This window comes from Rhizorhabdus wittichii, from assembly GCF_017607425.1.
In the GTDB taxonomy this organism is placed as follows: Bacteria; Pseudomonadota; Alphaproteobacteria; order Sphingomonadales; family Sphingomonadaceae; genus Rhizorhabdus; species Rhizorhabdus wittichii.
The window spans coordinates 30236-52519 of record NZ_CP059320.1; the positions used below are offsets into that span (position 1 = coordinate 30236).

General features: G+C 64.5%; 25 protein-coding genes. 13 read left to right on the top strand and 12 right to left on the bottom strand.

Annotated features, from left to right (window positions below):
* Positions 1–6: 6 nt before the first annotated feature.
* From cydB to HRJ34_RS27525, 5 genes are all read left to right on the top strand, one after another.
* Positions 7–1155: a cytochrome d ubiquinol oxidase subunit II gene (gene cydB, locus HRJ34_RS27505; RefSeq protein WP_208634538.1), complete on the top strand. Its 1149-nt coding sequence runs from the start codon at positions 7–9 to the stop codon at positions 1153–1155.
* Positions 1156–1169: 14 nt separating this feature from the next.
* Positions 1170–1280 (top strand): cytochrome bd-I oxidase subunit CydX, encoded by a 111-nt coding sequence (gene cydX / locus HRJ34_RS27510; RefSeq protein ID WP_012049918.1) that lies wholly within the window; start codon positions 1170–1172, stop codon positions 1278–1280.
* 11 nt (positions 1281–1291) lie between these two features.
* Positions 1292–2080: a TlpA disulfide reductase family protein gene (locus tag HRJ34_RS27515; RefSeq protein WP_208634539.1), complete on the top strand. Its 789-nt coding sequence runs from the start codon at positions 1292–1294 to the stop codon at positions 2078–2080.
* Positions 2081–2102: 22 nt separating this feature from the next.
* Positions 2103–2582, top strand: a complete 480-nt coding sequence (locus HRJ34_RS27520; RefSeq protein ID WP_208634540.1) for a Dps family protein — start codon at positions 2103–2105, stop codon at positions 2580–2582.
* Between the two features lie 80 nt (positions 2583–2662).
* Entirely contained in the window at positions 2663–2851 is a 189-nt protein-coding gene (locus tag HRJ34_RS27525) for a YgaP family membrane protein (RefSeq protein ID WP_208634541.1), read from the top strand.
* A 73-nt stretch (positions 2852–2924) separates the two neighbouring features.
* Here HRJ34_RS27525 and HRJ34_RS27530 read toward each other — a convergent pair whose 3' ends face one another.
* Positions 2925–4445: a catalase gene (locus HRJ34_RS27530; RefSeq protein ID WP_208634542.1), complete on the bottom strand. Its 1521-nt coding sequence runs from the start codon at positions 4443–4445 to the stop codon at positions 2925–2927.
* Positions 4446–4600: 155 nt separating this feature from the next.
* Here HRJ34_RS27530 and HRJ34_RS27535 point away from each other — a divergent pair, with 155 nt between their 5' ends.
* Positions 4601–5011 (top strand): ferritin-like domain-containing protein, encoded by a 411-nt coding sequence (locus HRJ34_RS27535; RefSeq protein ID WP_208634543.1) that lies wholly within the window; start codon positions 4601–4603, stop codon positions 5009–5011.
* Between the two features lie 15 nt (positions 5012–5026).
* On the opposite strand, the gene HRJ34_RS27540 is transcribed toward HRJ34_RS27535, so the two are convergent.
* From HRJ34_RS27540 to HRJ34_RS27565, 6 genes are read right to left on the bottom strand one after another with little or no spacing between them, the layout of a single operon-like run.
* Entirely contained in the window at positions 5027–5734 is a 708-nt protein-coding gene (locus HRJ34_RS27540; protein ID WP_226949241.1) for a hypothetical protein, read from the bottom strand.
* A gap of 50 nt (positions 5735–5784) precedes the next feature.
* The gene (locus HRJ34_RS27545; RefSeq protein ID WP_208634545.1) at positions 5785–6396 is read right to left on the bottom strand and encodes a Tll0287-like domain-containing protein; all 612 of its coding nucleotides are present in this window, start codon (positions 6394–6396) and stop codon (positions 5785–5787) included.
* A 9-nt stretch (positions 6397–6405) separates the two neighbouring features.
* A complete protein-coding gene (locus HRJ34_RS27550; RefSeq protein ID WP_208634546.1) occupies positions 6406–6729 on the bottom strand; it encodes an ArsR/SmtB family transcription factor in 324 nt (107 codons plus the stop codon).
* On the bottom strand, positions 6726–9944 hold the full coding sequence (locus HRJ34_RS27555) for an efflux RND transporter permease subunit (RefSeq protein ID WP_208634547.1): 3219 nt from the start codon (positions 9942–9944) through the stop codon (positions 6726–6728). Before HRJ34_RS27555 ends, HRJ34_RS27550 begins: the two co-directional genes overlap by 4 nt.
* Positions 9941–11020: an efflux RND transporter periplasmic adaptor subunit gene (locus HRJ34_RS27560; RefSeq protein WP_208634598.1), complete on the bottom strand. Its 1080-nt coding sequence runs from the start codon at positions 11018–11020 to the stop codon at positions 9941–9943. Before HRJ34_RS27560 ends, HRJ34_RS27555 begins: the two co-directional genes overlap by 4 nt.
* A gap of 24 nt (positions 11021–11044) precedes the next feature.
* Entirely contained in the window at positions 11045–11383 is a 339-nt protein-coding gene (locus HRJ34_RS27565) for a rhodanese-like domain-containing protein (RefSeq protein WP_012049907.1), read from the bottom strand.
* Positions 11384–11465: 82 nt separating this feature from the next.
* On the opposite strand from HRJ34_RS27565, the gene HRJ34_RS27570 reads away from it, so the two are divergent.
* The 7 genes from HRJ34_RS27570 (at position 11466) to HRJ34_RS27600 (ending at position 18002) form a co-directional block, all read left to right on the top strand.
* Entirely contained in the window at positions 11466–12746 is a 1281-nt protein-coding gene (locus tag HRJ34_RS27570) for an NAD(P)/FAD-dependent oxidoreductase (protein WP_208634548.1), read from the top strand.
* Positions 12747–12773: 27 nt separating this feature from the next.
* The gene (locus tag HRJ34_RS27575; protein WP_208634549.1) at positions 12774–12977 is read left to right on the top strand and encodes a YgaP family membrane protein; all 204 of its coding nucleotides are present in this window, start codon (positions 12774–12776) and stop codon (positions 12975–12977) included.
* Positions 12974–14239 (top strand): TolC family outer membrane protein, encoded by a 1266-nt coding sequence (locus HRJ34_RS27580; protein ID WP_208634550.1) that lies wholly within the window; start codon positions 12974–12976, stop codon positions 14237–14239. The genes HRJ34_RS27575 and HRJ34_RS27580 overlap by 4 nt, the downstream gene beginning before the upstream one ends.
* Before the next feature lie 18 nt (positions 14240–14257).
* Positions 14258–14599: a carboxymuconolactone decarboxylase family protein gene (locus HRJ34_RS27585; RefSeq protein ID WP_208634551.1), complete on the top strand. Its 342-nt coding sequence runs from the start codon at positions 14258–14260 to the stop codon at positions 14597–14599.
* Positions 14600–14830: 231 nt separating this feature from the next.
* Positions 14831–15172 carry a c-type cytochrome gene (locus HRJ34_RS27590; protein WP_208634552.1) on the top strand — a complete coding sequence of 114 codons (342 nt, stop codon included), beginning with the start codon at positions 14831–14833 and terminating at the stop codon, positions 15170–15172.
* A gap of 120 nt (positions 15173–15292) precedes the next feature.
* Positions 15293–17515, top strand: coding sequence for a catalase/peroxidase HPI (katG, locus tag HRJ34_RS27595; RefSeq protein WP_208634553.1), 2223 nt, complete (start codon positions 15293–15295; stop codon positions 17513–17515).
* A 145-nt stretch (positions 17516–17660) separates the two neighbouring features.
* On the top strand, positions 17661–18002 hold the full coding sequence (locus HRJ34_RS27600) for a c-type cytochrome (RefSeq protein WP_226949242.1): 342 nt from the start codon (positions 17661–17663) through the stop codon (positions 18000–18002).
* A gap of 19 nt (positions 18003–18021) precedes the next feature.
* On the opposite strand, the gene HRJ34_RS27605 is transcribed toward HRJ34_RS27600, so the two are convergent.
* The 5 genes from HRJ34_RS27605 to HRJ34_RS27625 form a co-directional block, all read right to left on the bottom strand.
* Complete coding sequence (locus HRJ34_RS27605; RefSeq protein ID WP_208634555.1) at positions 18022–19149, bottom strand: tyrosine-type recombinase/integrase; 1128 nt, start codon at positions 19147–19149, stop codon at positions 18022–18024.
* Positions 19150–19250: 101 nt separating this feature from the next.
* Entirely contained in the window at positions 19251–20015 is a 765-nt protein-coding gene (locus HRJ34_RS27610) for an IS6-like element IS6100 family transposase (protein WP_001389365.1), read from the bottom strand.
* Between the two features lie 32 nt (positions 20016–20047).
* A complete protein-coding gene (locus HRJ34_RS27615; RefSeq protein ID WP_208634556.1) occupies positions 20048–20578 on the bottom strand; it encodes a TonB-dependent receptor in 531 nt (176 codons plus the stop codon).
* Between the two features lie 124 nt (positions 20579–20702).
* Positions 20703–21857 carry a lipid-transfer protein gene (locus HRJ34_RS27620; RefSeq protein WP_208634557.1) on the bottom strand — a complete coding sequence of 385 codons (1155 nt, stop codon included), beginning with the start codon at positions 21855–21857 and terminating at the stop codon, positions 20703–20705.
* A 26-nt stretch (positions 21858–21883) separates the two neighbouring features.
* Positions 21884–22267 carry a Zn-ribbon domain-containing OB-fold protein gene (locus tag HRJ34_RS27625; protein ID WP_208634558.1) on the bottom strand — a complete coding sequence of 128 codons (384 nt, stop codon included), beginning with the start codon at positions 22265–22267 and terminating at the stop codon, positions 21884–21886.
* Positions 22268–22284 lie beyond the last annotated feature (17 nt).

The window sequence follows — 22284 nt, forward strand, 5'->3', positions numbered from 1 at the left end:
CAGGTCATGGCACCTCCCATCGACTATGAAACGCTCCGGCTGATCTGGTGGCTCCTGATGGGCGTCCTCCTGATCGGCTTCACCCTGACGGACGGCTTCGATCTTGGCACGGCCGCCCTCCTGCCTTTCGTCGCCAAGACCGATGCCGAACGCCGGATGGTCATCAACTCGATCGGGGCGACGTGGGAGGGGAACCAGGTCTGGTTCATCCTCGGCGGCGGCGCGATCTTCGCGGCCTGGCCGTTCGTCTATGCGGTCAGCTTCTCCGGCTTCTACCTCGCGATGTTCCTCGTCCTCGCCGCGCTGATCCTGCGGCCCGTGGGGTTCAAGTATCGCTCGAAGAGACCTGACCCCGCATGGCGCTCGCGCTGGGATTGGGCGCTGTTCGTCGGCGGCTTCGTGCCAGCGCTGGTATTCGGGGTCGCGGTCGGCAACGTCCTGACCGGCATCCCGTTCCGCCTCGATAGCGACCTGCGCTCCTTCTACGAGGGAAGCCTGCTCGGCCTGTTCCATCCCTTCTCACTGGTCGCCGGCCTGCTGTCTGTCGCGATGATCGTCCTGCACGGCGCGAGCTGGCTCGCGATCAAGATCGAACGCGGCGCGGTCCACGATCGCGCGCGCACTTACGGCCAGGTCGCGGCCGCCGCCTCGATCCTGCTGTTCGCGGTGGGCGGCGTCATGATCGCGACCATGGGCTACGGCTTCCGCCTGACGCACGGCGCCGATCCGCTCGGTCCCTCCAATCCGCTGCTCTCGGGAACGATCGCGGCGCCGGGGGCATGGCTCGACAATTATAGTGCCCATCCCTGGATGCTGATCGCGCCCGTCCTCGGCTTCGCGGGGCCGTTGCTCGCGTGGATAGGCATCCGCACGGGCCGCGAGGCGCTGGCCTTCGGCGGCTCGTCGATCGGCGCGGTCGGCATCATCGCCACCGTGGGCCTCTCGATGTTCCCGTTCATCCTGCCCAGCTCGATCGACCCGGCCTCCAGCCTGACCGTGTGGAACGCCTCGTCCAGCCATGTGACGCTGTTCATCATGCTGGCGGTGACTCTCGTCTTCCTGCCGATCGTGCTCATCTACACGGCCTGGGTCTACAAGGTGCTGTTCGGCCGCATCACGCTGCGCGACGTCGACACCAACCCCGACTTCTACTGATAGGGACGTCTGCGATGTGGTATTTCAGTTGGGTATTGGGTGTCGGCCTCGCCGTCGGGTTCGGCATCCTCAACGGCATGTGGCACGAATTTCATTCGGACCCCGATGATGACGCGGCCGCCTGAAAATCGATCTGATGATTAGCGTCGGCCCTCTCGCGCTGGCGTTGGAGCGGCTGTTCGCGGTCCTCGGAATTATCGCCTTCATGGCGGCGGCGAGCTGGATCGCTCGCCGCCATGGCAAGGACAGCGACAAAGCCGCATGGCGCGCTCTCTTCCTCGGCCTCGCCGCCGCGCGCCTGGGCTTCGTGGCACAGAACTGGTCCGCCTTCGCGCTTGAACCTTTGAGCATCTTCTACCTCTGGCAAGGCGGTTTCTCGCCTCTCGCGGGGCTGGCGACCGCCGCGATCTCGCTGGTGCTGTCGCTGCGCCGATCGCCTGCACTGTTACCTACGGGCATAGCCTTCGTTGGCAGCGCCTCGGTCGCGCTCATCGCCACGTCGCTGTTTCTCGCCTCGGCACAAAAGCCCTTGCCGCAAGGGCTGATCCTCCACTCGCTAGAAGGCGAAGCAAGCGCGCTCGACGATCGGAAGGGCAAGCCGTTCGTCATCAATCTCTGGGCGAGCTGGTGCCCGCCCTGCCGGCGCGAGATGCCTATGCTGATCGAAGAGGCCGCGCGCTCGCCGGTGCCGATCCTGCTCGCCAACCAAGGCGAGGACGCGGCGAAGGTGCGGACCTGGCTGGACGGCCAACGCCTGACCTCGGCGCATATCCTCTTGGATAGCGATCAAAGCGCCGCCGCCGCGATCGGGTCCGCGGGTCTTCCCGCGACGCTGTTCGTCGACAGCAAGGGCGTCATCCGCTTGACGCATGTCGGCGAGATCTCCCGCGCCGCGCTGCTCGCCGGCGTGCGGAAGCTGGATTAAGTTTTGACCAAGGAGAAGCCCCATGACCAGACAAGTGAATATCGGGATCGGCGAGGACGATCGGATTGCGATCTCCGAAGGCCTGAGCCGCCTGCTGGCGGACACCTACACCCTTTATCTGACCTCGCACAACTTCCACTGGAACGTGACGGGGACGATGTTCAACAGCCTCCACACCATGTTCATGACGCAATATACCGAGCTGTGGAACGCGATCGACCCGATCGCCGAACGTATCCGCTCGTTGGGCCAGCCCGCGCCGGGTTCCTATGCGCAGTTCGCCAAGCTCAGCTCGCTGCCTGACGCGCCGGAATCTCCGCCCAAGGCGCTCGACATGGTGGATATTCTCGCCAAGGGCCACGAAGCAGCGGCCCGCACGGCACGCGCTCTGTTCCCGCTGGTCGAAAAGGCGAGCGACGAACCGACCGCGGATCTGCTTACCCAGAGAATCGCGCAGCATGAGCAAACCGCCTGGATGCTCCACGCCCTGCTCGAAGACTGAAGCGGAATGGGCGACAGGGCATGACCGCGCGCACGATCGCGGCCGCACCCGATCACCCGCAATGAGAAGGAGGAATTGGAATGTCCCGAAATGAAGGCACCATAGACCGACTGTTGAGGGTGATCGTCGGCCTTGCTCTGATCGCGCTGGTATTCGTCGGTCCGCGCTCCGCGTGGGGGTGGATCGGCGTCATTCCGCTGCTGACCGGACTTGTGGGCATGTGCCCGATCTATTCGGTGCTCGGCATCAACACTTGCCCGAGACGCTGACGAAAGCGGCCGCATCGCATTGAAACGAAAACCCTGGCCGCCGCGATACGAGTGGCCAGGGCTGCTCGCCGGATCAGGATACCGGAGCGGCGTGTTGCTCGGAGCCTTCGCCCATCCCCTGCGCCGGCGCAGGAGCGGCGCCAGCACGCACGCATTCCTCGATGCGGCGACCCACATCGGCGTCGATGCTTTTCCAATAGTCGATGGCGCGTTCCAGCACGGGCGAGCGAACGCCCCCCAGCAAGCTGCCGGCGACCGTCTCCACGAGCCGATCGCGCTGCGCGTCATTGAAGACTTCGCGCACCAAAATGCCGGGCTGCGTGAAATCGTCATCGTCGGGCCGAAGCGTGTAGGCCTGGCGCACCATGTCGCCATCGGTTTCCCAGCCATCGGCGACCGGCCCGGTTTCGTCGGCCCAGCTCCGCCCGCCGCTGTTGGGCGCATAGACCGGCGCGTTGCCGCTGTGCTGATAGGCCATCTGCCCGTCGAACATATAGCTGTTCACCGGCACCTTGGGCTGATTGACCGGGAGCTGGTGGAAGTTCGTCCCGATCCGGTTGCGCTGCGCGTCATTGTAGGCGAACGCGCGGCCTAGCAGCATCTTGTCGGGCGAAAGGCCGATGCCCGGGACCGTATTCCCCGGCGAGAAGGCCGCCTGCTCGATCTGCGCGAAGAAATTGTCGGGATTCCGGTTCAAGGTCATCGTGCCGACCTTGATGAGCGGATAATCCTTGTGCGACCATGTTTTGGTGAGATCGAACGGGTTGATCCGGTAGGTCTTCGCCTCCGCATAGGGCATGGCCTGCACGAACAGCGTCCAGCTCGGATGATCGCCGCGTGCGATCGCCTCGAACAAGTCGCGGCGGTGATAGTCGGCATCGGCGCCCGCCATCGTCGCCGCCTCGGCATTGGTGAACTCGGCCGTGCCCTGATTGCTGATGAAGTGATATTTGACCCAGAATTTCTCGCCCTGGGCGTTGATCCACATATAGGTATGTGAGCCGTAGCCGTTCATGTTGCGCCAGGTGCGCGGCAGGCCGCGATCGCCCATGAGATAGGTGACTTGGTGCGCCGATTCAGGGTTCAGCGTCCAGAAGTCCCATTGCATATGGTTGTCGCGCAGGCCGCAATCGGGAAGCCGCTTCTGGCTCCGGATGAAATGCGGAAACTTCATCGTGTCGCGGATGAAGAAGACCGGCGTGTTGTTGCCGACGAGATCGTAATTGCCCTCGCTGGTGTAGAATTTGAGGCTGAAGCCGCGCACGTCGCGCCAGGTGTCGGGACTGCCCGCCTCGCCGGCCACGGTCGAAAAGCGCGCGAGCATTTCGGTCGAAGCACCCTTCTGGAACAAGGCCGCGTGCGTGTAGGCCGAAACGTCCTCGGTCGTCTCGAACACCCCGAAGGCGCCCGACCCCTTGGCGTGAGGCTGGCGCTCGGGAACCTTCTCGCGGTTGAAATGCGCCATTTGCTCGAGGAAATGGACATCGTGCAGGAGGATCGGGCCATCGGCCCCGATCGTCAGCGAATTGCGGTCGCTCGGCGCCGGCGCGCCGGTGCTCATCGTCGATCCGGTAGCATTCCTGGTATCTGGCATGGCTGCTCTCCCTATCCGGCAGGGGAGCCGTCCGCCGACTCCCTGCGAACAGCCAATCATACGCCGAATCCACCAAGCCTCAATACAAAGATAGGGTAATTCTGTAAGCATGATAGACTGGTGCTGCGAATCTCCAACGGCGAAAGGACAAGGCTATGGCTTCGGTAGAGCTGACGAAGATCCTGCTCGATGCGCTCGATGACGAGCGGAAAGCAGAGGCGAGCTACGCGGCCGTGATCGACAAGTTCGGCCCGGTCCGCCCCTTCTCCAATATCATCGAGGCCGAACAGCGCCACGCCTCGGCGCTCGAACGTCAACTCGTGCGCCTGGGGCTGACCGTGCCGCCCAATCCGTGGACCGGGAAGGTATCGGCGCCGGCGACGCTCAGAGAGGCGTGCGAAAGCGCGGTCGAGGGCGAGATCGAAAATATCGCGCTCTACGATCGGCTGATACCGATGATCGACGATCCTGCGGCCCGACAGGTCATGGAAAACCTGCAAGCCGCCTCGCGCGAGCGTCACCTTCCGGCTTTCAGGCGATGCCTCGAACGGGAGCGCGGCCGCTAGGAACGATCACCGGGGTCAGGGTATCAGGATGCTGGTCGCATCGACGCCGGTCGCGCCGGTTTTGGAGTCCATGGCCGTCACGGTGACGACATAGGCGCCAGCCTTGTCAGCAGGGAATGTGCCGGCGAAATAGCCGGTTCGTCCGCCATAGGACAGGCGGACCTCGTCGGCGGGCTGACCGTCGCGCCGGATTGTGGCCCGCACGTCATAGCGCGCCGCATCCCAGATGCCGCCAGGCTCGATCGGGCACCCACACATCAAGGCGACGTTGGCCGCGAGCCGCACGCTGGCTCCTGCGGCGCCGCGCTGGTGCGCAGCCGGTTCGACAAGATCGACCACAAGGCCGGGCAGCTCGAGAACCCAGCCATCGCCCGTCACCGGACGCCCCGGCACGATCCAGCGCTGAGCGGTGACGCGCACCGCTGCCTGCGGCTGCGCGAGCGGCCCAAAGGCCTCGACCTCGACCAACCGCGGTTCGTCGATGTCGATCCGCGCCCTGAAGGCGGCCGACGCCTCATCGGCAAGCGGCGTGCCGCGCGGACCTCCTGTCATGATCCGGGCCGTGTCGCCGGTCGATCCCGCCGTGCGGCCGCGCGCCAGCACTTCGCCGCTGCGCACGTCGCGCACGATGATCTCGGCCCCTCCCATCGACGTGCCGACATATTTACCGCCTTCGCTGATAACGCGAATGACAAGATCGGTCGGCTCGGCCGCGGCCGCCACCGGCAGTCCGGCAAGCGCAAGGGCGGACAGGCAAGCAAGGACGCCGTATCTCACCGGGCCGCGTCCCCGTTCCTGATCGCGCGCGACAAGGCCGCATCGTCCCAGCGGATTGAGAAGGCTCCGCGAAGCTGGCCCGGCGCGAACCCCGTCGCCTGATCTTCGGGATAATGCGCGCGGATTGCCGCCGTCACTTCGGGGGCGATATTCTCGCCATGACAGGCAAGGCACATGGGCATGGTGGGTATCGCGCGCATATAGCGATATTCGCCGCCTTCGCGTGCCGTCCAGCGCTTGGGACGGCCATTATCGTCGAGGGGTGCGGCCACCCAACTCGCCATGACCCGCCGCTCCGTCGCATCGGCTTGCGCGGCGGGATTGCGGGTTCGCAGCGCCGTGCGCCTGACGCTCGCCCCGCTTTCCTCGGAGAGCTGCGCTGCAAGCGCTGGGGCAATGCTCGAACAGACACCGACCGCCCCCTGCGGCCCTTCGGCCGCCATCGCGGTGGTCAGCGCGCCCAGCAATTCCTTCTGGAAACGATCAGCCAGGATCTCGGACCGGGCCTGCGCTTCTGCGGCCATCGTTGCCCGATCGTCCGCCAGCTCGCTCGACGCGCAGGCCGATAGTGTCAGGGCAGAGAGCAACGGAAGGGCGACGCGCCGCATCGGTGTATCTCAGGACTGCCCGGCAGCCGGGCCGAAGCGGTCGCACAGCATGTCGATCAGCTTGCGAACGTCGTCGTCGGCCAGGCTGTAATGAATGGTGGTGCCATCGCGGCGGGTTTTGACCAAGCCGCCTTCGCGCAGCTTTCCAAGGTGCTGCGATACGCTCGACTGCGATTGCTCGCACAGCTCCACCATCTGCCCGACGGAAAACTCCCCCTGCGTCAACCGGCACAGGATCAACAAGCGCTGCTCGTTGGCGAGCAGCTTCAGCACGCTCGCCGCATGGGCGGCGTGCTGAGCGAGGAGCGCGAAGGGCGTTTCAAGAGGCATCATCTGGTTGCGGGTTTCCCATCATCTCGGAGCACGACGTAAATGGCCGGAATAACCAGCACGGTCAGCAGCGTCGAGGACGCAAGGCCGAACAGCAGCGAAATCGCGAGTCCCTGAAAGATCGGGTCGGTCAGGATGACGGCCGCGCCGATCATCGCCGCGGCGGCTGTGAGGACGATCGGCTTGAACCGGATCGTGCCGGCTTCGAGCAGGACATCGCGCAGGGATTTGTCGGGCGAGGCCGAATGGCGGATGAAGTCGACCAGCAGGATAGAGTTGCGCACGATGATGCCGGCGAGCGCGATGAAGCCGATCATCGACGTCGCGGTGAACGGCGCGCGGAACAGCATGTGGCCCAGGACGATGCCGACGAGGGTCAGCGGCACCGGGGTCAGGATGACCAGCGGCAGGCGGAAGCTCCTGAACTGCGCAACGACGAGGATGTAGATCCCCAGCAAGGCGACCATGAAGGCGCCGCCCATGTCGCGGAACGTGACCCAGGTGATCTCCCATTCGCCGTCCCACAGCATCGACGGCACGCTCTCGTCCTCGGGCTGGCCGTTGAGCCGGATTTGCGGCTTCACTAGCCCCTTTGCCGCCCAATCATAGTCGTCCACCGCACGATCGACGGCTAACATGCCGTAGATCGGCGCTTCATAGGCGCCCGCAAGCTCGGCCGTCACCATGTCGGCATAGCGCCCGTCGCGGCGGAAGATGGCAGGGCTTCCCGCCTCGGTGCGGGCATCGACCACCGCGCCCAGGTCGATGAGCTGGCCGCCCGGCGTCTGTGCGACGGGCGTGCTCGACAAGGCCTGCGTCCAGCTCCGGTCCTTCTGATCGAGCGCGATGGTGATCGGCAGAGGCGAGCGGCCATCGCCGCGCGGTGCGTAGCCGACGGTCTGGCTCCCCATGAGCATTCCGATGCTATCGGCGATCTGGCGCTGCGAAAGGCCATAATAGTCGATCCGGTCGCGCTGGATGTCGAGGCGCAGCCTGGGCCGCGGCGTTCCGAAACTGTTATCGACGTCGACGATGAAGGGGACCGACTTGAAGATCTTCTCAAGCTCGGTCGCCGTCTTTTCGCGCGTGGCAGCATCGGGGCCATAGACCTCGGCTAGCAAGGTCGCGAGGACGGGCGGCCCCGGAGGCGTCTCGACCACCTTGATCGACGCGGTTTGAGGCAACTTCAGCGCCTTCAACCGCTGGCGAAGGTCAAGCGCGATCTGATGGCTCGACCGGCTGCGCTCGCCCTTGGGCAGCAGCGTCACCATCACGTCGCCCTGTTCGGGCTGCGAGCGCAGGAAATAGTGGCGGACAAGACCGTTGAAGTTGAACGGCGCCGACGTGCCGACATAGGCCTCCATCGACGTCGCTTCCGGAAGCCCGCGCACGATGCCGGCGATGTCTTCGAGCACGCGGCCCGTGCTTTCGAGCGCGGTGCCTTCAGGCATGTCGACTACCACCTGAACCTCCGACTTGTTGTCGAAGGGGAGCAGCTTCACCGTCACGGCCTTGAAATAGAACATCGAGCAGGCGACCAGCGTCGCCACGCCGACCCCGATCAGGAAATTGCGCGCGGACTTGCGCGTGTCGATCACGCGATGCGCGACGCGGGCATAGAGCTGCCCCAGCTTGCCGCCGCTCTCGTCATGGCCATGGCCATTGGCCAGCGTCTTGCGGGCAAAACGGATCATGAGCCACGGCGCGATCACCACGGCGACGAAGAAGGAAAAGATCATCGCCGCCGACGCATTCACCGGGATCGGCGCCATATAAGGCCCCATCAGGCCGGAGACGAACAGCATCGGGAGCAGCGCCGCGACAACGGTGAGCGTCGCAACCACGGTCGGGTTGCCGACTTCGGCCACCGCCTCGATCGCCGCCTGGGTGCGGCTGCGATCATCGTCCATCGCCCAATGGCGGGCGATATTCTCGATCATGACGATCGCATCGTCCACGAGGATGCCGATGGAGAAGATGAGCGCGAACAGGCTGACGCGGTTGATCGTGTAGCCCATGAGGTTCGACGCGAACATGGTGAGCAGGATCGTCGTCGGAATGACCACGGCGGTCACGCCGGCCTCGCGCCATCCGATCGCAAAGCCGATCAGCACCACGATGGAGACGGTCGCCAGCGCCAGGTGGAACAGCAGCTCGTTGGCCTTCTCGTTCGCCGTCTCGCCATAGTTGCGCGTGACCGCGACCGTGACGTCATCGGGAATGAGCTTGCCTTTCAGGCTCTCGACGCGCTGGAGGATCGCGTCGGAGACGACAACGGCATTGGCCCCCGCCCGCTTGGCGAAAGCGATGCTGACGGCAGGCGCCGAGTTCCACTTGCCGTTCCCGGTCCCATTGTCCGACTTCGCCCAGCGCCACGCGCGGGCCTGATCCTCGCGCGGCCCCTGGGTGACGCTCGCCACGTCGCGCAGATAGACCGGCGCGCCGGTGCCGGACCGGACGGTGAGCAGCCCCACTTCCTGCGCCGACGACAGCGTGCGGCCCGCGGTCACGCCTACGGCTTTCCCGTCCTCGCGGATGTTGCCCAGCGGGAAGCTACGGTTGGCCTGGGACGCCGCCTCGATCACGCTGCCCAGCGGCACGCCATATTGACGCAGCTTGGCGGGATCGGGCGCGATGCGGATTTCCTCGGGGCGGCCGCCGACAAGGAAGCTGATACCGACATTATCGACCTTGGCGATCTCGGTGCGCAGCTTCGAGGCCAGCTCATAGAGGCTGGCGTCGTTCCACTGGCCTGCGGCTCCGGGCCTGGGGGTGAGGGTCAGGACGACCGTGGGAACATCGTTGATGCCGCGCACCGTCACCTTGGGATCGGGGATGCCGACGGGCTTCCTGTCCCAATTGGCGCGCAGCTTCTCCTCAATGCGGATCGCCGCATCCTCGGGGTTCGATCCGACGAGGAAGCGCGCCGTCACCAGCACGCCATCGTCCTGCGCCTGGGTATAGACATGCTCAACGCCATCGACGCTCTTGACGATCGTCTCGAGCGGGATGCCGACCAGCTCGGTCGCGTCGGCGGCGGAGAGGCCGGGGGCCATCACCTGAATGTCCACCATCGGCACGCTGATCTGCGGCTCCTCTTCCCGGGGGATGGAAAGAAGAGCCAGCAGACCAACGGCGATCGCCGCGAGAAGGAACAGCGGCGTCAAGGGCGAGGCAATGGTGGCCCTGGTGAGGCGACCGGAGATGCCGAGATTCATTTGCCGCTCGCCTTGGCAGGCTTGCCCGGAGCAAACAGCGTGTCGCCGGCAGACACGCCGCTCAATATCTCGACCATGGCAGGATCGGCGGTGGGCGCGATCTGGACCGGCACCGTGCTGAGCCGTTTGCCCTCGCTGACGACCTGCACCTGATCTATCCCATAGCTTGTCGTGACGAACGTGCGCGGAACCACCAGCGCCTTGCGCGTGCCGATCTCGACCGATGCGCTCACGCGGCGGCCGACGAATTGGGTAGAGAGGCCAGGCAGCGTCGCGTCGACGCGAACCTGGCCCCCGGTGATCGCAGGATAGACCTGCGTCACGCTGCCCTGGTGCGACCCGGAAGGCACCCCTGCTTCATTCTGTCCGCCATCGTTGAAGGCTGGATCATCGACGATCACACGCGCGCCGGGACGGACCTGTCCCGCGACCGATTCCGGCAGCATCAGACGCAGGACCGGGGGGCCTGCGGTGACGGTCGCGATCGACATGCCCGGCGCGACCGGCGCGCCTGCGGGAATATCGGCGCGCAGCACACGGCCGCTGGCCGGCGCAATCACCGCCCCCTGCCCCGCGACGCTGGCGCTCGCGCCCTGCTGCGCGCGGGCAGCGGCAACCTGCGCGTCGGCCGCGCGCGCGGCGGCCACGGCCTGATCCAGACGCGCCTTGGCATAGACGCCGTTGTTATAGAGATCGCGGATGCGCGCGAGATCCGCATTGGCCCGCGCGGCTTCAGCCTGGGCGGCGGCGGCCTGCGCGCCATAGGCGCTCGCCTCATAACCAAGCCGCGAGTCGACGATCATGCCGATGCGCTGGCCTTTCGCAACCGTGTCACCGGCGCGCACGGAAAGCGATGTGAGAATGCCGGGGATGCGGGCGAGAACTTCGGCCTGGTCGCGGGTCGCGATCTCGGCGCCGACCGCCTTCATGTCCGCGATCTCCTTGGGCACGAGTCGCACCATGTCGCCTGCGGGCAATGTCGCCGACGCCTCGTCCTGCTCCGGCTGACTGCCGCACGCCGATAACGCCAACGCGGCGCTTGCCAACCAGAGCCACTTGCCCCTGCCGCTCATCATGCCGCTCATTCCCCTCTTTCGCCCTTAGCCGCCGAGCACCGGCAAACCGGCGTCTTTCCATGCGCCGATGCCGCCGGCGAGATGCGTGTCGATCGCGCTCTGGGCCTGCGCGCACTGGTCGAGCGCCTGCCCGGAACGCCGCCCGCCCGCGCATTGCAGCACGACCGTCCGGCCTTCGGGATCAGGGATGTTACGAGGTGAAAAGCCCGACAGCGGCATGTTTACTGCCCCCGCGATGTGGCCGGTCGCAAACTCGCCGGCCTCGCGCACGTCGATCAGCAGCGCTTTGCCGTCCTTCAGCATGGCGTCCAGCTCGGCGGGGCCGATCTCGCGGTGAGCATCACGTTTCTTGAATCCGAACATGGTTGCCTCTTTCAGTTTGTGGATTGCATATAACGTGTAATGATTATATTAGTCAATGTCATTGAATGAGGAAGGATCGCAGATGGGCAAGCCGTTGATTGTGGTATTGGGCGCAGGTCTGGGAGGCACGATCGCTTCCTATGAGATCAAGGCCGCGGTCAAAGGCCGTGCGGACGTGATGACGGTATCCGACACGGATACCTACAGCTTCATCCCCTCCAATCCGTGGGTCGCCGTGCGCTGGCGCGAGCCGGAAGCCATTCAGGTCCACCTTCCCCCGGTGTTCGCGAAAAAGAAGATCGGCTTCACCTCGGTCGGCGCGAAACGACTCCATGCGCACGAAAAGCGACTCGAACTCAATGACGGCACATCAATCACTTACGATTATCTTGTAATCGCAACCGGCCCCGACCTGGCCTTCGACGAGATCGAAGGGCTGGGTCCGCATGGAGGCCATACCGTCTCAGTCTGCCAGACCGCCCATGCCGCCGCTGCGGCCGATGCCTTCGACGTCTTCGTGGAAAATCCCGGCCCGATCGTCGTCGGCGCGGTCCAGGGCGCGTCCTGCTATGGTCCGGCCTACGAATTCGCGCTGATTCTCGATACCGAGCTGCGCAAGCGCAAGATCCGTGACAAGGTGCCGATGACCTTCGTCACGGCCGAACCCTATATCGGACATCTCGGCCTCGATGGCGTCGGCGACACCAAGGGACTGCTCGAAAGCGAGCTGCGCGACCGCCACATCAAATGGATCACCAATGCCCGCGTCAACAAGATCGACGCCGGTGTCATGCACGTCGAGGAAGTGAACGAGGACGGGTCCGTGAAGAAGGCCCATGATCTGCCGTTCGGCTATTCGATGCTGCTGCCCGCTTTCCGGGGCGTGCCTGCGGTGAGCAACATCGAAGGCCTCACCAACCCGCGCGGCTTCATCATCGTCGACAAGCACCAGCGCAATCCCGCCTTCCCCGAAGTCTTCGCGCTCGGTGTCTGCGTCGCGATTCCCCCGACGGGGCCGACGCCGGTGCCGGTGGGCGTGCCCAAGACCGGCTTCATGATCGAGTCCATGGTGACGGCGATCGCGGCGAACCTCGCCGCGATCCTCGAAGGAAAGGAGCCAATGGCTGAAGCGACATGGAATGCGGTCTGCCTCGCCGACTTCGGCGATGGCGGCGTGGCCTTCGTCGCCCAGCCCCAGATTCCGCCGCGCAATGTCAATTGGGCGTCGAGCGGCAAATGGGTCCATTTGGCCAAGATCGGCTTCGAGAAATATTTCCTGCGCAAAGTCCGCAAGGGCGAGAGCGAGCCTTTCTACGAAAAACTCGCGATGCACGCGATGGGCATTCGCAAGCTGCGTTTCTGATTGTCCTCGAGTGAAGGAGTGCAAGTGATGACTCTCGATCGTGCCGTGATGACCTTCGCCGGATGTGTCGTGCTGCTGGGCGTTGTCCTATCGCTGACCGTGCATCCGTGGTGGATCGCGCTGACGGCTTTCGCCGGCTTCAACATGATCCAGGCCAGCTTCACCGGCTTCTGCCCCGCCGCGATGGTGTTCAAGGCGCTCGGCGTCCGCCCGGGGACCGCCTTCAAATGACCCTCAAGCGCGAGCTGCCCCTCCCCCTCCTGGCCTGCCTGCTCGCGAGCGTCGCCATGCCGGCCCAGGCGACGACGCTGGAAGAGGCGATTGCCGCGGCCATGACCCATGCGCCCGAGATCGAAGCCGCACGCGCCGATGCCGACGCCGCCGATGCCCGGATCAAGGAAGCACGCGGCCAGGGCCTCCCCAGCGCGACGCTGAGCGGGACGATCGGCTACGGCCGCCTCGATCCGCAAGGCTATTTCGGACTTCCTGCGGCGAACGTCACCCCCCGCGCCGCACAGCTCACCATCGAACAGCCGCTCTACATGGGCGGCAGGGTCAGCGCCGGGATCGCGCAGGCGAGAGCCGGGAGCGAGGCTGCGCACGCTGGCGAGAGCGTGACGCGCAGCCAGATCGTCGTTGCGACGGTCCAGGCCTATGGCGACGTGCTGACCACGCACCGCATGGTGGCGCTCTACGAACAGATGGTCGGCCAGATGGAGGAGATCCAGCGCCAGGCCCGTCTTCGCTTCAAGGCCGGGGAAAGCCCCAGCACCGATGTCGCGCAGGCGGCCGCCCGCCTCGCGGAAGCCCAGGCCGCCCTTGAAGCGGCGCGCGGCGTTGCCGTCTCGGCCGATGCGCGGTTCACCAATCTGACCGGCCTTGCGCCGCAGGATTTGCAGCCCCTCCCCGCAAACCCCGCCATGCCCGGATCGCTCGATGAAGCGCTCGACCTTGCGCGGACGAACAATCCTGCTCTCGCCCAGGCCGAAGCGGCATTGGAGGCTGCGCGCGCTGGCGCTAGAGGCGCGCGGGCCGAACGCCTGCCCACGGTCGGGGCTTTCGCGGAAGGCTCGACGATCCGCGATCAGTTCTTCCCCGATTATCGCGCCGACGGCGCTACGGTCGGCGTGCGGGCACGCTGGCAGATATTCGCGGGCGGGCGCGTTTCGGCGAAGATCACCGAATCCGACAGCGCAGTAAGAGCGGCTGATGCCCGCGTGCGCGCCGCGCGCGCCGCCGTCGACGAACAGACGATCAGCGCCTTTCAGGGGGTGCGATCCGCCGTGCTGGTCGAAACCGCCGCTGGCAGCCAAGCCCTTGCCGCGGCGCAGGCGCGAGACAGCGTTCGCCATGAGGTCCGCGTCGGCATGAAACCCCAGCTCGATCTGCTCGACGCCGAACGCGAAGCGACCGCGGCCGCCGTGAGCGAGGCCAGAGCGCAGGGCGACCGTATCGTTGCGGCCTACCGCCTGCTTGCCCTCATCGGGCGCTGAATTTTCACGGGAGAGATTATGCACAAGGATTGGCCCGCGATGGCCGCCGAATTGAACGGCGCCATCAAGGAAGTGCGGCTCGGCGCCCCCGAAGTGATGACGGCCTTTTCCGCAATGGCGGAGGCGGCGACCAAGGCCGGCGCGCTCGATGTGAAGACCAAGGAGCTGATCGCGCTTGCCATCTCCGTGGCGATCCGCTGCGACGGCTGCGTGGCCTTCCATGCCAAGGCGGCGGTCAAGAAAGGCGCGACCCGCGACGAGGTAATGGAGACGATGGGGATGGCGCTCTACATGGGCGCCGGTCCCAGCCTCATGTATGCCGCGCAGGCGGTCGAAGCCTTCGATCAATTCTCCGATTAAGCGAAACGATAAGAATCTACCCATGTAGATAGCGGGTAAAATCCGCGTAAAACGGGAGAAATTGGCTTATTCGATTACAGTTGCGAGATTAATCAATTTCGTCACTTTCATATAATGTCATATCGACTCCCGACAGAACGGTAGGAAATCAGCGCGCCAAGGCGGCGGGCAAGGGGGTTGCGCATGAGAGGGCATCTGCTGGCTATAGCCACCGCGATCGCTGCCGGAACTATGTCGGCCGCCGTCGCATCGGCGCCTGATCCGCCGCCCGCGCAAATCGGCAAGAGGCACTTCATCCGCTGCCTCGCTTGCCACTCCACCAGTGCGAGCGCGCGGCCGATGACCGGCCCGCACCTCGAAGGCATTGTGGGCCGCCAAGCGGCTTCTCTGCCTGACTTCGCCTATTCCGAGACGCTGCGCGCCCAGGACTTCATATGGGACGAGGCGCGGCTCGATGCCTTTCTCGAATCCCCGCACACGGTCAACCCGGGCATGTGCCTGACCTTCATGGGTCTGCCGAAACCCGCCGATCGCGCGGCGCTGATCGCTTACCTGAAAGCCCCGGCCCCATAAGCGGTCGCGCCATCCCCTTCCCCAATTCCGGTTTCGTATGGCGGCGTTTGCTGCCGTGCGGCTCGGGAGGTCCGACCGTCCACGGGCCTCCCACTTCTTCAACCACAACAGGAGGACATAATGCGTAGGACTACAGTATCTATATTGGCGATAGCCGCCATGGCGATCTCGCCAGCGGCCTTCGCCAGTTCGGGCGAGGCTTCATCTCAAAGCGCAGCGCCGACGGCGACGGAATGGTATCCCAAGAACCTCGATCTGACGGCGCTTCGCCAGCATGAGGCGCAGTCCAATCCCTATGGCGCGGACTATGACTATGCGAAGGAATTCGCCTCGCTCGATCTCGATGCCGTCAAGGCCGACATCCGCAAGGTTCTGACCACCTCGCAGCCGTGGTGGCCTGCCGACTATGGGCACTACGGTCCCTTCTTCATCCGCATGGCCTGGCACGGCGCGGGCACCTATCGCACCGGGGACGGCCGCGGCGGCGCCGGTGGCGGCGAGCAGCGTTTCGAGCCGCTGAATAGCTGGCCCGATAATGTGAGCCTCGACAAAGCGCGCCGCCTGATCTGGCCGATCAAGCAGAAATACGGCCGTAAGCTCTCCTGGGGCGATCTGATGGTGCTGACCGGCAACGTCGCCATGGAGGATATGGGCTTCAAGACGATCGGCTTCGCTGGCGGCCGCGTCGACGCATGGCAACCGGATCTTGTGTTCTGGGGACCGGAAACCAAGATGATGATGGACGAACGGCGCGACGAAAAGGGCAATCTGCGCGGTCCGCTCGCCGCGACGCAGATGGGCCTCATCTACGTCAACCCTGAAGGTCCAAACGGCAATCCCGATCCGCTGGCGGCCGCGGTCGACATTCGCCGCGCCTTCGGCGCCATGGCGATGAATGACGAGGAAACCGCCGCACTGATCGCAGGCGGCCACACCTTCGGTAAGTCGCACGGCGCGCACAAGGTCGAGGAATGCCTTGAGGGTGATCCGGGCGTCGCAGGGCTGGAACGCCAGGGCCTTGGCTGGGCGAACAAGTGCGGCAAGGGTAACGCGGAAGACACGATCACCAGCGGCCTCGAAGGCGCCTGGTCGGCGAACCCGATCGCCTTCACGACGCAATATCTCGACAACCTCTACGGTTTCGAGTGGGAAAAGCACAAGAGTCCAGCGGGTGCCTGGCAATGGCGGCCGACCGATCGGGCATCGGATGCGCTCGTTCCCGACGCACACGTCGCCGGCAAGACGCACGCGCCGATGATGTTCACCACCGACATCGCGATGCGGGAAGACCCCGGCTTCCGCAAGATCACGATGCGCTGGCGGGAGCATCCGGAAGAATTCGCCGACGCCTTCGCCCGCGCCTGGTTCAAGCTGACCCACCGCGACGTCGGGCCGCAGACCCGCTATCTCGGCAAGGACGTCCCGAACCAGACCTTCCTTTGGCAAGATCCCTTGCCCAAGGCGGACTATGCGATGATCGACAATAGCGACGTCGCGCAGCTCAAGGCGAAAATCGCCGCAACCGGCCTCTCCACCGGCGAGCTGGTGCGCGCGGCCTGGGCCTCGGCATCCACCTATCGCGACACCGATGGCCGCGGCGGCGCCAATGGTGCGCGCGTCGGCCTCGATCCTCAGCGCAATTGGGCGGTCAACGATCCGACGGAGCTGAAGAAAGTGCTGGCGGCCTACAGCCGCATCCAGGCTGACTTCAACAAGGGCCGCACCGACGGCAAGCGCGTCTCGATGGCCGATCTGATCGTGCTGGGCGGCAATGCCGCAGTCGAGCAGGCGGCGGAGCGGGCCGGTCAGCGTGCATCCGTGCCGTTCACACCGGGCCGGGTCGATGCGGTGCAGGCACAGACCGACGTTGCATCCTTCGCCTTCCTCGAGCCGAAGGCCGATGGTTTCCGCAACTACTATTCGGCCAGAGCCGATTTCGGTCCGGCTGCTGCGCTGGTCGACAAGGCCGACAGCCTTGGCCTGACGGTCGCCGAAATGACGGTGCTTGTCGGCGGTATGCGCTCGCTCGGTGCTAATGCCGGGAACGCGCGCCACGGCGTTTTCACAGCTCGCCCCGGCACCCTGTCCAACGACTTCTTCGTCAATCTGCTGTCGATGGATACGGTCTGGGCGAAGTCGGTCAGCGCACCGGGAATCTACGAGGGCAAGGATCGCGCTTCCGGCGCCCCGAAGTGGACGGCCACCCCCGTCGATCTCGTGTTCGGCTCCAATTCGGAGCTGCGCGCGGTGTCCGAAGTCTATGCCTCGGATGACGCCAAGCAGAAGTTCGTCGATGACTTCGTGCGGGCCTGGACCAAGGTCATGAACGCCGACCGTAGCTAATCGACCTCCTGGCTACTGGTCGGACGTGGAGCGGCGGCGTTGACCCCTGGCGCCGCCGCTCCCGATCCGTTTCGGAGAATAGTGAATGCGGAAATTATCGAAGGTCGCTCTCACCATAGGGAGCGGCACAGCCCTCAGCGCGGCTATGGTTCTGACTATCAGCGCTCCAGCAGCGGGAAGCGCGTCGCCCTCGCCGCAACGGCCCGCGAGCTTCCTGCAATGCGCGGCGTGCCACTCCGTCGATCCGGGCCGGAACGGCGTCGGCCCCAGCCTTGCCGGCGTCGCTGGGCGCAAGGCCGCGAGCCTGCCGACGTTCAATTACAGCGCTGCGCTCAAGAATTCCGGGCTGACATGGGATGCGGCGAGCCTCGATAGATGGCTGACCTCACCCCAACGGACCGTGCCCGGAACCAAGATGCCTTTCGCCGGTATTCCCGACCCGGCCAAACGCAAGGAAGTCGTCGATTACCTGATGACGCTGAAATAGGTCTTGGACCGTCGGCGCGTCATGTGTCGGCGAATCTCTTGGCGAGCCGTGCGCTCGCTCCGCTCTTGGTTACTAGCTTGGCGCCGTAACGCAGGACGGTCTTGGGGTCGCGCCAGCGATAGGCCTGCATGATCGCCGGCAGGCTTTCAGCGGCCGCAAAACTGTCCTGTGCCACGCCGACCCGGATCGAATGACTCGACACCGCCGCAACCCAGCGCTCAAGCTCGGCCTCCGACATCGCTCCGAGCAGCTTCTTCGCCCAGGCCGCCCGAACGGCACGCCTATAGATGAGCGTGATGCTGTTGGGATGGAGTTTTTCGGTGCCGATCGCTGCTATCGACCCGTCAAAATGCGTCTCGACGCGCCGAAACAGCGGTCCCTTTCGTATGCCGGCTTTCTCGCGCCACTTCGCGATCGCGTCCATCGTCGCGGGCGAGAGATAGGCATAAGCCCCCTCCCCTTCCCGGTCGGTCTTGCTCGTCGGAATGAACAGCGTGCCCGCGCCATCGCTATCCGGCCCCTCGATGTGCTTGACGTCGATCGCCACCAGCTCGGACCGCCGTGCGCCAGCGTCATAGGCCACGCGCAACAAGGCCCCATCCCGCAAGCCCAGCTCGTCGCGGCGACACGCCTTCAGGAGATGCGCCAGGCAGACCCCCGAAGGGGGGCTGTCGAGATCCGCGATGTCGCCCTTGAAGCGCAGCGCGCGCGCCTGGCTCTGCTGAACGCCCAGCGTCTTGCGCGCCGCTTTCATGTCCAGCTTGACCAGCGGCGCGGCTGTTGGATCGGGAAAGCCCGCCATGCGATAGGCCCACCCGACATTGACGATGTAGCGTTCGATGGTCGCCATCGCGCGGATTGTCTCTTCGGAGGGATCGACGCCCGCGAGTGCTCGCACCCAGCGCGCGACATCGCTCGCCTCGGCCGAAGCCGGATTGATCCGCTGGCGTCGGCACCACTCCCCCCAGATGGTAAGGTCCGATCGGAAGGCGCGGCGCGTATTGTGCGACCAACCTCGCACGGCGGCGGCGATAAGTTCCTCGTCGACGGGCGCGGCCGCCCCAACGAGCGCGCGCACGTCGGCCACGAGATCCACCGGCGCCGCTGAGGGCGCTACAATCACGGCAGAGGCGGGTTTCGCGGCCATTTGGCGATGATAGCGCGGCGATTCTATATAGTATAGGGTGTTGATAAGGCTCTGTTGCAAAGATTGGCGGCAGTCAGAGGTAGGCTGTCGCTCTGCGCCGATCAGGCGGCTGCTGCGAAATGGTGGTTGAGCATGCCCATGGCCTCCGTCAGCGCCGAGGGCCCAATGCCAAAAGCTCTCTCCACAAGGCGCACCTCGCCCCTGATGCCGGGCTGCAGGCACCAGGGGCGAGCCTGTCCTTTGCGCAGGGCTCGCATGACTTCGAATCCCTTGATCGTGGCATAGGCCGTGGGGATCGATTTGAAACCGCGCACCGGCTTGATCAGTATCTTGAGCTTTCCGTGATCGGCCTCGATCACGTTATTGAGATACTTCACCTGCCGGTGGGCCGTCTCCCGGTCCAGCTTTCCTTCGCGCTTCAATTCGGTGATCGCTGCACCATAGCTCGGCGCTTTGTCGGTATTGAGCGTGGCAGGCTTTTCCCAGTGCTTCAGGCCTCGCAGGGCCTTGCCCAGGAACCGCTTCGCTGCCTTGGCGCTGCGGGTCGGCGACAGGTAGAAATCGATCGTGTCGCCCCGCTTGTCGACTGCCCGGTACAGGTAGGTCCACTTGCCCCGCACCTTGACGTAGGTTTCATCCAGGCGCCAGCTCGGATCAAAGCCACGCCGCCAGAACCAGCGCAGCCGCTTCTCCATCTCCGGGGCGTAGCACTGGACCCAGCGATAGATCGTCGTATGGTCGACCGAAATGCCGCGTTCCGCCAGCATTTCCTCAAGGTCGCGATAGCTGATCGGATAGCGACAATACCAGCGCACCGCCCACAGGATCACATCACCCTGGAAATGGCGCCACTTGAAATCCGTCATCGTTCCGTCCGTCCAATCTCCGCCAAGCATGCTCAAGCTTCACGATTTTTGCAACAGAGCCAACCGGACAACGTGGCGGACAGCTCATCGGACGGCCGTTTGGTAACGATGTTGATGGCGCCGCCGGTGGCATTACGGCCATAGAGCGTGCCCTGCGGCCCGCGAAGCACCTCCACCCGTTCGACATCGAACAGTTGCTGCGTCGTGCCCGCCGAATAGGCGATATAGACGCCGTCGATATAGGTTGCGACGCTCGGCTCGGAATTGGCCGTCCGGTCGCTGCCGACGCCGCGCAGGAATGGCTGGGGGAAACCACCGCCTGTCGACACCGTCAGACCCGGGGTCACCAACGCGATCTGGTCGGAATTGGTGATGCCGCTCTGCGCAAGTCTCTCGCTCGACAGCGAAGTGACCGCCAGCGGTACGCTTTGCAGGCTTTCGGACCGGCGCTGGGCGGTGACGACGATCTCCTCCAGCCCCGCGGAATCCGTCTCCGCCGGGGATGGGTTCGACGACCCAATTGAGGATGATTGCTCCCCGGGCGCTCCGGTATCCTGCGTCATGGCTGGATCGGTCGCGAAAATGAACGTGGTTATTAGCGCAAAGAAAGCAGCTATGTTATGATTTCGCATTCCTTCCCCCTTTGGTCTTTTGCTTGTTAAAGGCGTTAATTTCTCCGTATCGGACTCAGTTTCCCAGTATCAGGCCACTGGTCGGAACCCCGCCACCCGACGTAACCAGGATGTTCTCGAGTCCGACAACCTGATTGATCGCGCTGCCACGCACCTGACGGACCGCTTCGGCGATGCCGTTCATGCCGTGGATATAGGCCTCACCAACCTGCCCGCCGTGGGTATTGACCGGGAGGCCGCCGCCGATTTCAATGTTGCCGTCCCTTATAAAATCCTTTGCTTCGCCACGATTGCAAAAGCCGCTGGCTTCAAGCGCGGGAAGTATGGTCGGTCCGAAGTGGTCGTAGATGATGGCGGCGTCCATGTCCTTTGCCGAAAGACCGCCCATGGCATAAAGCTGTTCGGATACGATGCGGGTATCCTCAAACGGAATGATATCGTTACCGTAGAAGCCCATGAGCGGAATATTGCCGCGGGCGGCCCCCTGCGCAGCGGCCCGAACCATTACCGGCTTGGTCTTGAGGTCGCGCGCACGCTCCGCCGACGTCACGACTAGTGCGACCGCACCGTCGCTTTCCATGCAGCAATCGTACAGGTGAAGCGGATCGGAGATCGTCCGGCTACCGAGGTAATCGTCAAGCGTCAGTTCCTTGCCGTAGAAGAAGGCTGCCGGATTGACCGCCGCGTGCTTGCGGGCTGCTATTGCGACATTGGCGAAGTCTTGTCTGGTGGCGCCATACTGGTGCATGTAGCGGCGGATCATCACCGCAACAAACGAAGCGGCCGTCGCGAGGCCATGCAGCGTGTGATAGTGGGTCACTTCGCCTTCGGCTGTCGGTGCGCTCGGCAGCGGCCCGCCGAAACGATACTGCGATCGTTCATTCATGGCCCGATAGCAGACCACTGTCGAAGCGAGTCCGCTGGCGACCGCCAGCGCAGCCTGCTGCACCACAGCGCAGGCACCGCCGCCCCCAAAGGGTATCCGCGAAAAGAAGGTCAGTTCGCCCGCGCCGATCGCGCGCGCGATTTCCACTTCGGAAGTGTTGTCGGCCCCCATCGTGCACAGGCCGTCAACCTGAGACGCCTCGATGCCCGCATCCGCGAGCGCGGAGCAAACCGCTTCGGACGCCAGGCGGAGCTCGCTTCGGCCCGAATTCTTCGAGAACTCGGTAGCGCCAATGCCTGCGATGGCAGTCTTGTCTGAAAGCATGATGCCGTCCCCTTCATCCGCCCGATCTATGCCGGACCAAAACGAAACGACGCCCGCCCGTTTCGTTCTATGAACTCAACCTGCACGGGATTGTCGATCGCGATCGAGTTTATTTCCATGCCGTCGAGGCCGGCCACAACCCGAACGCCTTCTTCAAGCTGAACCACGCCGACCGGATGCGGCAGGACAAACCCTTCGAGGGGCGGGTGATGGTGGACGGCGAAGCTGAACACGGTGCCGCGCCCGCTCATCCGGACGGGCGCCCATTCGAAGCTGCCGCATTGTCCACACATTGTCGAAGGGGGATTGCGGATCAACGAGCACTGCGAGCAGCGTTGCATCAGCAGTTCCTGCCGCGCGAGGCCTTCGTAAAAGAACGCAAATTCCCCGCTCGATTGATGCACGCGCATTCTCCCGATATTATATC